The organism is Escherichia sp. MOD1-EC4550 (assembly GCF_963876935.1).
In the GTDB taxonomy this organism is placed as follows: Bacteria; Pseudomonadota; Gammaproteobacteria; order Enterobacterales; family Enterobacteriaceae; genus Escherichia; species Escherichia coli_F.
On the sequence record NZ_CAWNSE010000001.1, the window covers coordinates 379,121 to 392,888 of the forward strand.

Consider the following 13,768-nt stretch of genomic DNA (forward strand, 5'->3'; position numbering starts at 1 on the left):
TAGATGGTTTATTAATCTTGTCGCTAATGATTGTCAAAATTGATCTAAGCACGAGTCATCACATAATCTGATGTATCAGTTGTGGTCAATATATAAGCGAATGTAAGCTATTGTTGAGTCGGAAATGGTTGTTTTATATTCGTTTGTTGTTAAATACCAAGCCAATTTGTTACTTTTGCATATATTATAAGAATATTATTTATTACTTTAATTCAGTTTAAATATAACCGATTTACCTTAAGGTTATTAATTTGAATTATGACACACTGATATTATTCATCAAATAATAACAAAATAGTCATTGCGCCGGGTTGTACAATTTACAAAAGAAATATACCCCATATTACATAATGCGATTAAATACGCCTTCTCATAGAAAAGGATGGTTAGGGTAATATGTGGATTATTTTTCTACGTAAGGAGTATTTATCTTTACTCCCGTCAATGATTGCGTCTCTCTTCTCCACTAATGGTATCGCAGCGGTTATTGATTCATGCCAGGGATATGATATCAAAGCGAGCTGTCAGGCCAGCAGGCAAAGCCTTTCGGGCAATATGCAGGACTGGAGCATCGCCGATGGGCAATGGGTGATATTTTCGGGTATGGCCAATAATGCCAGCGGAGGGGCCGTATTTTTGCAACAAGGAGCGGAGTTTTCTCTATCGCCAGAAAATGAAACTGGAATGACTCTGTTTGCCAATAATACTGTCTCAGGAGAATATAATAATGGCGGGGGAATATTTGCTAAAGAAAACTCAACGCTGAATCTTACTGATGTTATTTTTTCCGGTAACGTCGCAGGCGGCTATGGTGGCGCAATCTATTCTTCTGGTACTAATGATACTGGTGCCGTCGATTTACGTGTCACTAACGCCATGTTTAGCAATAACATCGCTAATGATGGCAAAGGTGGCGCAATTTATACCATCAATAATGATGTCTATTTAAGTGATGATGTTTTTAATAATAACCAGGCATATACATCAACAAGTTACAGTGATGGCGATGGCGGTGCAATCGATGTCACCGATAATAATAGCGATATCACGCATCCGTCAGGTTTCACAATAATAAATAACACCGCATTTACAAATAACACTGCCGAAGGTTATGGCGGGGCAATTTATACCAATAGCGTGACGGCTCCCTATCTTATTGATATTTCTGTTGATGACAGCTACAGCCAGAACGGCGGTGTGTTAATCGATGAGAACAATAGCGCAGCAGGCTATGGCGATGCATCATCGGCGGTGGCGGGAGGCTTCATGTTCATTGATTCAAGTCAGGTCAGATTTGACATCGCGGCCAATAAAACTCTGGTCATCGGCAACATGAGTAACGATGGTGAGATCGATTCCATTGCCGGAAACAGTAGCTAAGTGTTGCTGTTCATAGCACGCCAGCATTAGATCTGAATTATTATCACGAGCCCCATTCGGTGGAAATTGAAGACGGTGGCAGCAATATCAGCGACGATGCGGCTAAGCAGCGTGGCGTGGCAGAAAGGGAGTAATGATTTTGCCCAGACGGCAGGGTTTTTATCGATGACGATAAAATGGTAATTGCTGTCCGCCTGGTATTGTTACCGGATGCAGTGCGAGCACTTTATCCGGCCAACAACCTCACTTATTCTGCGTGTGCAGCATATAGTTCACATCTACGCCGGGACCGAGCTTAAAAGTGTTAGTAATCGGGTTGTAATGCAGTCCGATCATATGCCGTTCTTTTAGACTGGTCTGATCCACCCAGCCCAGCAATTCTGCCGGTTTAATAAACTTCTTCACATCATGCGTACCTTTAGGCACCATGCGCAAAATATATTCAGCACCAACCACCGCCATCAGCCACGACTTGCCGTTGCGGTTAAGCGTCGAGAAAAAAACATCGCCGCCCGGTTTCACCAGTTGCGCACAGGCTCTGACCACTGACTGCGGATCGGGGACGTGCTCCAGCATCTCCATGCAGGTCACCACATCATAATGCCCGGCATGTTTTGCCGCGTGCTCTTCCACGGTTTCCTGCACGTAATCCACCTGAATGCCACTTTCCAGCGCGTGCAGCTTTGCCACCTGCAATGGCTCAAAGCCCATATCCAGACCGGTCACTGTCGCGCCTTCGCGCGCCATACTCTCGGCCAGAATGCCGCCGCCACAACCGACATCGAGTACCTTTTTGCCAAATAAACCGCCAGCACGCTCGGCAATATAGCCCAGACGCAGCGGGTTAATGCGGTGCAGCGGTTTGAACTCACCTTCAAGATCCCACCAGCGGGAGGCGACGGCTTCAAATTTAGCGATCTCTTCGTGGTCTACGTTAGGGGTTACCGGCGATTTTTCGGCATTCATTGGCACTTCTACTCCGTAATTGGCAAGACAAACGAGTATATCAGGCATTGGATGTGAATAAAGCGTATAGGTTTACCTCAATCTGCGCGGCTGTGTTATAATTTGCGACCTTTGAATCCGGGATACAGTAGAGGGATAGCGGTTAGATGAGCGACCTTGCGAGAGAAATTACACCGGTCAACATTGAGGAAGAGCTGAAGAGCTCCTATCTGGATTATGCGATGTCGGTCATTGTTGGCCGTGCGCTGCCGGATGTCCGAGATGGCCTGAAGCCGGTACACCGTCGCGTACTTTACGCCATGAACGTACTAGGCAATGACTGGAACAAAGCCTATAAAAAATCTGCCCGTGTCGTTGGTGACGTAATCGGTAAATACCATCCCCATGGTGACTCGGCGGTTTATGACACGATCGTCCGTATGGCGCAGCCATTCTCGCTGCGTTACATGCTGGTAGACGGTCAGGGTAACTTCGGTTCCATCGACGGCGACTCTGCGGCGGCAATGCGTTATACGGAAATCCGTCTGGCGAAAATTGCCCATGAACTGATGGCCGATCTCGAAAAAGAGACGGTCGATTTCGTTGATAACTATGACGGCACGGAAAAAATTCCGGACGTCATGCCGACCAAAATTCCTAACCTGCTGGTGAACGGTTCTTCCGGTATCGCCGTAGGTATGGCAACCAACATCCCGCCACACAACCTGACGGAAGTCATCAACGGTTGTCTGGCGTATATCGATGATGAAGACATCAGCATTGAAGGGCTGATGGAACACATCCCGGGGCCGGACTTCCCGACGGCGGCAATCATCAACGGTCGTCGCGGTATCGAAGAAGCTTACCGTACCGGTCGCGGCAAGGTATATATCCGCGCCCGTGCTGAAGTGGAAGTTGACGCCAAAACCGGACGTGAAACCATTATCGTCCACGAAATTCCGTATCAGGTGAACAAAGCGCGCCTGATCGAAAAAATTGCGGAACTGGTAAAAGAAAAACGCGTGGAAGGCATCAGCGCGCTGCGTGACGAGTCTGACAAAGACGGTATGCGCATCGTGATTGAAGTCAAACGCGATGCGGTCGGTGAAGTGGTGCTCAACAACCTCTACTCCCAGACCCAGTTGCAGGTTTCTTTCGGTATCAACATGGTGGCATTGCACCATGGTCAGCCGAAGATCATGAATCTGAAAGACATCATCGCTGCGTTTGTTCGTCACCGCCGTGAAGTGGTGACCCGTCGTACTATTTTCGAGCTGCGTAAAGCTCGCGATCGTGCTCATATCCTTGAAGCATTAGCCGTGGCGCTGGCAAACATCGATCCGATTATCGAACTGATCCGTCATGCGCCGACGCCTGCAGAAGCGAAAACGGCGCTGGTTGCTAATCCGTGGCAGCTGGGCAACGTTGCCGCGATGCTGGAACGTGCGGGCGATGATGCTGCGCGTCCGGAATGGCTGGAGCCAGAGTTCGGCGTGCGTGATGGTCTGTACTACCTGACCGAACAGCAAGCTCAGGCAATTCTGGATCTGCGTCTGCAGAAACTGACCGGCCTTGAGCACGAAAAACTGCTCGATGAATACAAAGAGCTGCTGGATCAGATCGCGGAACTGTTGCGTATTCTTGGTAGCGCCGATCGTCTGATGGAAGTGATCCGCGAAGAGCTGGAGCTGGTTCGTGAACAGTTCGGTGACAAACGTCGTACTGAAATCACCGCCAACAGCGCAGACATCAACCTGGAAGATCTGATCACCCAGGAAGATGTGGTAGTGACGCTCTCTCACCAGGGCTACGTGAAGTATCAGCCGCTTTCTGAATACGAAGCGCAGCGTCGTGGCGGGAAAGGTAAATCTGCCGCACGTATTAAAGAAGAAGACTTTATTGACCGACTGCTGGTGGCGAACACCCACGACCATATTCTGTGCTTCTCCAGCCGCGGTCGCGTCTATTCGATGAAAGTCTATCAGTTGCCGGAAGCCACTCGTGGCGCGCGCGGTCGTCCGATCGTCAACCTGCTGCCGCTGGAGCAGGACGAACGTATCACCGCGATCCTGCCGGTGACTGAGTTTGAAGAAGGTGTGAAAGTCTTCATGGCGACCGCTAACGGTACTGTGAAGAAAACCGTCCTCACCGAGTTCAACCGTCTGCGTACCGCTGGTAAAGTGGCGATCAAACTGGTTGACGGCGATGAGCTGATCGGCGTTGACCTGACCAGCGGCGAAGACGAAGTAATGCTGTTCTCCGCTGAAGGTAAAGTGGTGCGCTTTAAAGAGTCTTCTGTCCGTGCGATGGGCTGCAACACCACCGGTGTTCGCGGTATTCGCTTAGGTGAAGGCGATAAAGTCGTCTCTCTGATCGTGCCTCGTGGCGATGGTGCAATCCTCACCGCAACGCAAAACGGTTACGGTAAACGTACCGCGGTGGCGGAATACCCAACCAAGTCGCGTGCGACGAAAGGGGTTATCTCCATCAAGGTGACCGAACGTAACGGTTTAGTGGTTGGTGCGGTGCAGGTAGATGATTGCGACCAGATCATGATGATCACCGATGCCGGTACGCTGGTACGTACTCGCGTTTCGGAAATCAGCATCGTGGGCCGTAACACCCAGGGCGTGATCCTTATCCGTACTTCGGAAGATGAAAACGTAGTGGGTCTGCAACGTGTTGCTGAACCGGTTGACGAGGAAGATCTGGATTCCATCGACGGCAGTGCTGCGGAAGGGGACGATGAAATCGCTCCGGAAGTGGACGTTGACGACGAGCCAGAAGAAGAATAATTTCATTCCTTCATGCCAAAAGGGAGCCATCTCCCTTTTTTGAATTGAAAAGTCCAGGCTGCAAAGTCTGGGCTTTTGTCGTATTAGGGCGCGGTAAAGTTTTGCTGTACCCATAAAAAATGGCTGGCTTTACACAAGGAATGTGGCAATGGGTAGTGAAAAAAAGGCGAAAGGCTGGCGGTTCTATGGTCTTGTAGGTTTTGGCGCAATAGTACTGCTTTCCGCTGGTGTCTGGGCATTGCAATATGCTGGTAGTGGGCCAGAAAAAACGTTGTCGCCGCTGGTGGTGCACAACAATCTGCAAATCGATCTCAATGAGCCGGACCTCTTTCTCGACAGCGACTCTCTGAGCCAGCTTCCCAAAGACCTCCTTACCATTCCGTTTCTTCACGATGTTCTAAGCGAAGATTTCGTTTTTTATTATCAGAACCATGCTGACCGTCTGGGCATTGAAGGCAGCATTCGCCGCATTGTCTACGAACACGATCTCACACTAAAAGATAAGCTCTTTTCGTCACTCTTAGATCAGCCCGCGCAGGTGGCGCTATGGCACGATAAACAAGGCCATCTTTCTCATTATATGGTGTTGATCCAGCGAAGTGGTTTAAGCAAGCTGCTGGAGCCATTGCTGTTTGCCGCTACCAGCGACAGCCAGTTAAGTAAAACGGAAATCAGTAGTATTAAGCTAAATAGTGAAACCATCCCGGTTTATCAGTTGCGCTATAACGGCAATAACGCCCTGATGTTCGCAACTTATCAGGACAAGATGCTGGTGTTTTCCAGCACGGATATGCTGTTTAAAGATAATCAGCAGGATACCGAAGCCACGGCGATCGCAAGTGATTTGTTGAGCGGTAAAAAACGCTGGCAAGCCAGCTTTGGCCTGGAAGAGCGTACTGCCGAAAAAACGCCAGTACGCCAGCGCATCGTGGTCAGTGCAAATTTGCTGGGTTTTGGCTACCAGCGATTAATGCCTTCTTTTGCTGGTGTGCGCTTCGAAATGAGCAATGACGGCTGGCACAGTTTTCTGGCGTTAAATGATGAATCCGCAAGCGTAGATGCCAGTTTCGATTTTACGCCGGTATGGAACAGTATGCCTGCAGGGGCCAGCTTCTGTGTGGCGGTGCCTTATTCACATGGTATTGCTGAAGAGATGCTTTCCCACATCAGCCAGGAAAACGACAAGCTCAACGGGGCGTTAGACGGTGCTGCGGGGCTGTGCTGGTATGAAGATTCAAAATTGCAAACTCCGCTGTTTGTCGGTCAGTTTGATGGCTCTGCCGAACAAGTGCAATTGCCAGGAAAACTGTTTACGCAAAATATTGGTGCGCTCGAAAGCAAAGCCGCAGAAGGTATATTGCCAGTAACCCAGACGCAGCAGGGCGAAGCGCAAATCTGGCGTCGCGAAGTGAGTTCCCGATACGGTCAGTATCCGAAAGCACAGGCGGCGCAACCAGATCAATTAATGTCGGATTATTTTTTCTGCGTATCGCTGGCGATGCAAAACAAGACGATGCTTTTCTCCCTCGATGACACGCTGGTCAATAACGCGTTGCAAACACTGAATAAAACCCGCCCGGCAATGGTGGATGTGATACCCACTGAAGGCATTGTTCCGGTCTATATCAATCCACAAGGCGTGGCGAAACTGCTGCGTAACGAAACGCTGACCAGTCTGCCGAAGAATCTCGAACCGGTTTTTTATAACGCCGCACAAACTTTATTAATGCCGAAGCTGGACGCTTTATCTCAACAACCGCGTTATGTCATGAAGCTGGCCCAGATGGAACCCGGTGCCGCCTGGCAGTGGCTACCCATTACCTGGCAGCCACTATGAGGCACGGGCTGCTGGCGCTGATTTGCTGGCTGTGTTGTGTTGTTGCTCATAGCGAAATGCTGAATGTCGAACAATCGGGGCTGTTTCGCGCCTGGTTTGTGCGTATTGCACAGGAACAGCTTCGCCAGGGGCCAAGTCCGCGCTGGTATCAGCAGGATTGTGCGGGCCTGGTGCGATTTTCGGCGAACGAGGCGCTGAAAGTTCACGACAGCAAATGGCTAAAAAGTAACGGTATAGCAAGTCAGTATTTGCCGCCTGAAATGACGCTAACACCTGAACAGCGTCAACTGGCGCAAAACTGGAATCAGGGGAACGGAAAAACCGGCCCCTATGTGACCGCGATTAATTTGATTCAGTACAACAGCCAATTTATTGGCCAGGACATAAACCAGGCGTTGCCTGGCGATATGATTTTTTTCGATCAGGGCGATGCCCAGCACTTAATGGTCTGGATGGGGCGTTACGTCATCTACCACACCGGAAGCGCCACGAAAACTGACAACGGAATGCGCGCAGTCAGTCTGCAACAACTTATGACATGGAAGGACACCCGATGGATACCCAACGATTCCAATCCCAATTTCATTGGCATTTATCGTTTAAATTTTCTGGCGCGATAGCAGCGTGCTTGTGCCTGTCTCTTGTGGGAACAGGGCTTGCTAATGCTGATGATTCGCTTCCTTCCAGTAACTATGCGCCGCCCGCCGGGGGAACATTCTTTTTGCTCGCTGACAGCAGTTTTAGCAGCAGTGAAGAGGCGAAAGTGCGACTGGAAGCGCCGGGGCGTGATTATCGGCGTTACCAGATGGAAGAGTACGGCGGCGTGGACGTTCGCCTGTATCGTATTCCTGACCCGATGGCATTTTTGCGCCAGCAGAAAAACCTGCATCGCATTGTGGTGCAACCGCAATATCTGGGCGACGGGCTGAACAATACGCTAACCTGGCTGTGGGATAACTGGTATGGCAAATCTCGCCGTGTAATGCAGCGTACTTTCTCTTCTCAGTCACGGCAGAATGTGACTCAGGCGTTACCCGAATTACAGCTCGGTAATGCCATTGTTAAACCTTCCCGTTATGTACAGAACAGCCAGTTTTCACCGCTGAAAAAATATCCACTGGTGGAACAGTTCCGCTATCCACTATGGCAGGCAAAACCGGTCGAGCCGCAGCAAGGGGTAAAACTGGAAGGCGCATCCAGCAATTTCATCTCGCCGCAGCCGGGCAACATCTATATTCCTCTCGGCAAACAAGAGCCAGGACTGTATCTCGTCGAAGCGATGGTCGGTGGGTATCGGGCAACGACGGTGGTGTTTGTTTCCGATACCGTGGCGCTTAGCAAAGTGTCAGGCAACGAACTTCTGGTGTGGACTGCTGGCAAAAAACAGGGTGAAGCGAAGCCAGGCTCAGAGATCCTGTGGACTGACGGTCTTGGCGTGATGACTCGTGGTGTGACCGATGACAGCGGTACCTTGCAGTTACAACATATATCGCCGGAACGTTCATACATTCTGGGTAAAGATGCAGAAGGCGGCGTTTTTGTCTCCGAGAATTTTTTCTACGAAAGTGAAATCTACAATACCCGCTTGTATATCTTTACTGATCGCCCGCTATATCGCGCAGGCGATCGTGTCGATGTTAAAGTGATGGGCCGCGAGTTCCACGATCCGTTGCATTCATCCCCTATCGTCAGCGCACCGGCGAAACTTTCAGTGCTGGATGCTAATGGCAGCCTGTTGCAAACCGTCAATGTCACGCTGGATGCGCGTAATGGCGGGCAGGGGAGTTTCCGCCTGCCAGAAAATGCCGTTGCCGGAGGTTATGAATTACGTCTTGCTTACCGCAATCAGGTCTATAGCAGTAGTTTTCGCGTAGCCAACTATATCAAGCCACATTTTGAGATTGGTTTAGCTCTCGACAAAAAAGAGTTCAAAACAGGCGAAGCGGTTAGCGGCAAACTGCAACTGCTTTACCCGGATGGCGAGCCGGTAAAAGATGCCCGCGTGCAGTTAAGTTTGCGCGCTCAGCAATTATCAATGGTCGGTAACGATTTGCGTTATGCCGGACGTTTCCCGGTGTCGCTGGAAGGCAGTGAAACGGTTTCCGACGATAATGGTCATGTGGCGTTAAATCTCCCCGCCGCCGATAAACCAAGCCGTTATTTGTTAACTGTCTCCGCCAGTGACGGCGCGGCGTATCGTGTCACCACCACCAAAGAGATCCTCATTGAACGTGGCCTGGCGCATTACACTTTGAGCACCGCCGCACAATACAGCAATAGCGGTGAATCGGTTGTTTTCCGTTATGCTGCGCTGGAATCTTCAAAACAGGTTCCTGTTACGTATGAGTGGTTGCGTCTGGAAGATCGCACGAGCCACAGCGGAGATCTACCTTCTGGCGGCAAATCCTTTACCGTCAATTTCGATAAACCAGGCAACTACAACCTGACGTTACGCGATAAAGACGGCTTAATTCTCGCTGGGTTAAGCCATGCCGTCAGCGGTAAGGGCAGCACGGCGCATACTGGTACGGTAGATATCGTGGCGGATAAAACGCTGTACCAGCCAGGCGAAACCGCGAAAATGCTGATTACCTTCCCGGAGCCAATTGATGAAGCGTTATTGACGCTGGAACGCGATCGCGTGGAACAGCAGTCGCTGCTATCGCATCCGGCAAACTGGCTGACGTTACAACGTTTAAACGATACCCAGTATGAAGCCCGCGTACCGGTGAGCAATTCCTTTGCGCCTAACATCACTTTTTCGGTGCTGTATACCCGTAACGGTCAGTACAGTTTTCAGAACGCCGGGATCAAAGTTGCCGTTCCCCAGTTGGATATTCGGGTGAAAACGGACAAAACCCATTACCAGCCAGGTGAACTGGTCAATGTCGAATTAACCTCGTTGCTGAAAGGTAAACCAGTTTCTGCGCAGTTAACGGTTGGCGTGGTCGATGAAATGATCTACGCGCTGCAACCGGAAATCGCGCCGAATATCGGCAAATTTTTCTATCCGCTGGGGCGTAACAATGTGCGCACCAGTTCCAGCCTGTCATTTATCAGCTACGACCAGGCGCTCTCCAGCGAACCTGTTGCGCCTGGCGCGACTAACCGCAGCGAGCGGCGAGTGAAAATGCTGGAACGTCCACGGCGTGAAGAGGTGGATACCGCTGCCTGGATGCCGTCACTCACAACCGATAAACAAGGCAAAGCGTATTTCACGTTCCTGATGCCTGATTCATTAACCCGCTGGCGCATCACCGCGCGTGGGATGAACGGCGACGGGCTGGTCGGGCAGGGGCGTGCTTATTTGCGTTCGGAAAAAAATCTCTACATGAAGTGGAGTATGCCAACGGTATATCGCATGGGTGACAAACCGGCGGCAGGACTGTTTATCTTCAGTCAGCAGGATAACGAACCGGTGGCGCTGGTGACTAAATTTTCAGGCGCGGAGGTGCGTCAGACGCTGACGTTGCATAAAGGGGCGAATTATATTTCGCTGACGCAGAATATTCAGCAATCTGGCTTGTTAAGTGCAGAACTCCAACAAAATGGGCAAGTGCAGGACAGTATTAGCACAAAACTGTCTTTTGTGGATAACAGCTGGCCCGTTGAACAGCAGAAAAACGTCATGCTCGGCGGTGGCGATAACGCGCTGATGTTGCCCGAGCAGGCGAGCAATATCCGGTTGCAAAGTAGCGAAACGCCGCAGGAGATTTTCCGTAACAATCTTGATGCGTTAGTCGATGAACCGTGGGGGGGCGTGATCAACACCGGTAGCCGTCTGATCCCGCTCAGTCTCGCCTGGCGTTCACTTGCCGATCATCAAAGTGCCGCCGCTAACGACATTCGTCAGAGGATTCAGGATAACCGTCTGCGGCTGATGCAACTGGCGGGGCCCGGAGCGCGCTTTACCTGGTGGGGTGAAGATGGCAATGGCGACGCATTCCTCACGGCATGGGCATGGTATGCCGACTGGCAGGCCAGTCAGGCGCTCGGCGTAACGCAACAACCGGAATACTGGCAGCATATGCTCGACAGCTACGCGGAGCAGGCGGATAACATGCCGTTATTGCATCGGGCGCTGGTGCTGGCGTGGGCGCAGGAGATGAATCTGCCGTGCAAAACGTTGTTGAAAGGGTTGGACGAAGCTATCGCCCGGCGCGGAACTAAAACTAAAGATTTCTCTGAGGCAGACACCAGCGATATCAATGACAGTCTGATCCTCGATACACCTGAATCTCCACTGGCAGATGCGGTGGCAAACGTCTTAACCATGACGTTGCTGAAAAAAGCGCAGTTGAAGTCCACTGTGATGCCACAGGTTCAGCAATATGCGTGGGATAAAGCAGCAAACAGTAACCAGCCGCTGGCGCACACGGTTGTGCTGCTCAATAGCGGAGGCGACGCCACCCAGGCTGCCGCTATTTTAAGTGGTTTAACCGCTGAACAATCCACTATTGAGCGCGCGCTGGCAATGAACTGGCTGGCGAAATATATGGCGACGATGCCTCCGGTTACGTTACCTGCTCCTGCGGGCGCATGGGCCAAACATAAGTTAACCGGAGGGGGTGAATACTGGCGTTGGGTTGGTCAGGGCGTGCCGGATATTCTCTCTTTTGGTGACGAATTACCGCCGCAAAACGTGCAGGTTCGCTGGCGTGAACCGGCAAAAACGGCTCAACAAAGTAACATTCCGGTGACCATTGAACGCCAGTTGTATCGGCTTATCCCGGGTGAAGAAGAGATGAGCTTTACTCTGCAGCCGCTGACCAGCAATGAGATTGACAGCGATGCGCTGTATCTCGATGAAATCACGCTTACCAGCGAGCAAGATGCAACTCTGCGCTACGGCCAGGTAGAAGTACCGCTGCCGCCGGGAGCCGATGTTGAGCGTACAACCTGGGGCATTTCGGTCAATAAACCGAATGCCGGAAAACAGCAAGGACAACTGCTGGAAAAAGCGCGCAATGAAATGGGCGAACTGGCCTATATGGTGCCGGTAAAAGAACTGACGGGAACGGTCACCTTCCGCCATTTGCTGCGTTTCTCGCAAAAAGGGCAATTCGTTCTGCCTCCTGCTCGTTATGTGCGTTCCTATGCACCTGCACAGCAAAGTGTTGCGGCAGGGAGCGAATGGACCGGGATGCAGGTGAAATAAGTGAACTGGCGCAGAATCGTCTGGCTATTAGCGTTGGTTACTCTGCCAACGCTTGCGGAGGAGACGCCGTTACAACTGGCGCTGCGGGGCGCGCAGCACGATCTACTGTATCAGCTGTCGTCATCAGGCGTGACCAAAGTCTCGGCATTACCTGACACACTCACCACGCCGTTAGGGAGTTTGTGGAAACTGTATGTTTACGCCTGGCTGGAGGATACCCATCAACCAGAGCAGCCCTACCAGTGTCGCGGAAACTCCCCGGAAGAGGTTTATTGTTGTCAGGCTGGGGAGAGCATAACGCGCGATACCGCGCTGGTACGCTCCTGTGGACTCTATTTTGCGCCGCAACGGTTGCATATTGGTGCAGATGTTTGGGGGCAATACTGGCAACAGCGTCAGGCACCTGCGTGGTTAGCGTCTCTTCCGACGCTGAAGCCAGAAACCTCGGTAACGGTTAAATCGCTGCTTGATTCATTAGCGACGTTACCCGCGCAAAACAAAGCTCAGGAAATCTTACTGGATGTGGTGCTGGACGAGGCGAAAATCGGTGTCGCATCCATGCTCGGTAGTCGGGTAAGGGTGAAAACCTGGAGCTGGTTTGCCGATGATAAACAGGAAATCCGTCAGGGTGGTTTTGCCGGCTGGTTAACCGATGGTACACCGCTGTGGGTTACTGGCAGTGGCACCAGCAAAACGGTACTGACCCGTTATGCGACGGTGCTTAATCGGGTATTGCCAGTGCCGACGCAAGTTGCCAGTGGGCAATGTGTAGAGGTGGAGCTGTTTGCCCGTTATCCGCTGAAGAAAATCACGGCGGAAAAGAGTACGACAGCAGTAAATCCCGGCGTACTTAATGGGCGCTATCGTGTGACGTTTGCCAATGGTAACCACATTACGTTTGTCAGCCACGGTGAGACGACCTTACTGACAGAAAAGGGCAAACTGAAATTGCAGTCGCATCTTGATCGTGAAGAGTACGTTGCCAGAGTGCTGGATCGCGAGGCGAAAAGTACGCCTCCTGAGGCAGCGAAAGCTATGACCGTGGCGATTCGCACTTTCTTACAGCAAAACGCCAATCGGGAAGGCGATTGCCTGACCATCCCCGACAGCAGCGCCATGCAGCGTGTTTCTGCTTCGCCAGCCACCACGGGCGCGCGGACGATGACCGCCTGGACGCAGGATCTCATTTACGCTGGCGATCCGGTTCATTATCACGGCAGTCGCGCTACCGAAGGGACACTCTCCTGGCGGCAAGCCACCGCCCAGGCGGGGCAGGGAGAGCGTTACGATCAGATACTCGCGTTTGCTTATCCCGACAATAGCCTTAGCCGCTGGGGAGCGCCGCGCTCAACCTGCCAGTTATTACCCAAAGCGAAGGCCTGGCTGGCGAAAAAAATGCCGCAGTGGCGGCGTATGTTACAAGGCGAAACGGGGTACAACGAACCAGACGTGTTTGCGGTCTGCCGTTTAGTCTCAGGTTTCCCCTATACCGATCGGCAGCAGAAACGGCTGTTTATTCGTAACTTCTTTACGCTTCAGGATCGGCTGGATTTAACCCATGAGTATCTGCACCTGGCCTTTGATGGTTATCCCACCGGGCTTGATGAGAACTATATCGAAACGCTGACCCGACAATTATTAATGGACTAATGC

At 51.4% G+C, this 13,768-nt stretch carries 6 protein-coding genes and 1 pseudogene; 6 read left to right on the forward strand and 1 reads right to left on the reverse strand.

All coding sequences use genetic code 11. The annotated features are described in order from the left end of the window. Nucleotides 1-396 precede the first annotated feature (396 nt). A pseudogene (locus tag AACU19_RS01765) lies at nt 397-1,368 on the forward strand (hypothetical protein); the annotation flags it as partial. A 255-nt stretch (nt 1,369-1,623) separates the two neighbouring features. Here AACU19_RS01765 and ubiG read toward each other — a convergent pair. After that, nucleotides 1,624-2,346 carry a bifunctional 2-polyprenyl-6-hydroxyphenol methylase/3-demethylubiquinol 3-O-methyltransferase UbiG gene (gene ubiG / locus AACU19_RS01770; RefSeq protein WP_000990784.1) on the reverse strand — a complete coding sequence of 241 codons (723 nt, stop codon included), beginning with the start codon at nt 2,344-2,346 and terminating at the stop codon, nt 1,624-1,626. Nucleotides 2,347-2,492: 146 nt separating this feature from the next. On the opposite strand from ubiG, the gene gyrA reads away from it, so the two are divergent. The 5 genes from gyrA (at nt 2,493) to AACU19_RS01795 (ending at nt 13,765) form a co-directional block, all read left to right on the forward strand. Beyond that, a complete protein-coding gene (gene gyrA / locus AACU19_RS01775) occupies nt 2,493-5,120 on the forward strand; it encodes a DNA topoisomerase (ATP-hydrolyzing) subunit A (RefSeq protein WP_001281246.1) in 2,628 nt (875 codons plus the stop codon). A 148-nt stretch (nt 5,121-5,268) separates the two neighbouring features. Next, nucleotides 5,269-6,957 carry a DUF2138 domain-containing protein gene (locus AACU19_RS01780; RefSeq protein ID WP_105278001.1) on the forward strand — a complete coding sequence of 563 codons (1,689 nt, stop codon included), beginning with the start codon at nt 5,269-5,271 and terminating at the stop codon, nt 6,955-6,957. After that, on the forward strand, nt 6,954-7,577 hold the full coding sequence (locus AACU19_RS01785) for a DUF1175 domain-containing protein (RefSeq protein ID WP_001328405.1): 624 nt from the start codon (nt 6,954-6,956) through the stop codon (nt 7,575-7,577). The genes AACU19_RS01780 and AACU19_RS01785 overlap by 4 nt, the downstream gene beginning before the upstream one ends. Nucleotides 7,578-7,600: 23 nt before the next feature. Then, nucleotides 7,601-12,115, forward strand: coding sequence for an alpha-2-macroglobulin family protein (locus AACU19_RS01790; protein WP_198599075.1), 4,515 nt, complete (start codon nt 7,601-7,603; stop codon nt 12,113-12,115). After that, nucleotides 12,116-13,765, forward strand: a complete 1,650-nt coding sequence (locus AACU19_RS01795) for a YfaQ family protein (RefSeq protein WP_105278003.1) — start codon at nt 12,116-12,118, stop codon at nt 13,763-13,765. The last annotated feature ends 3 nt before the right edge of the window (nt 13,766-13,768 follow it).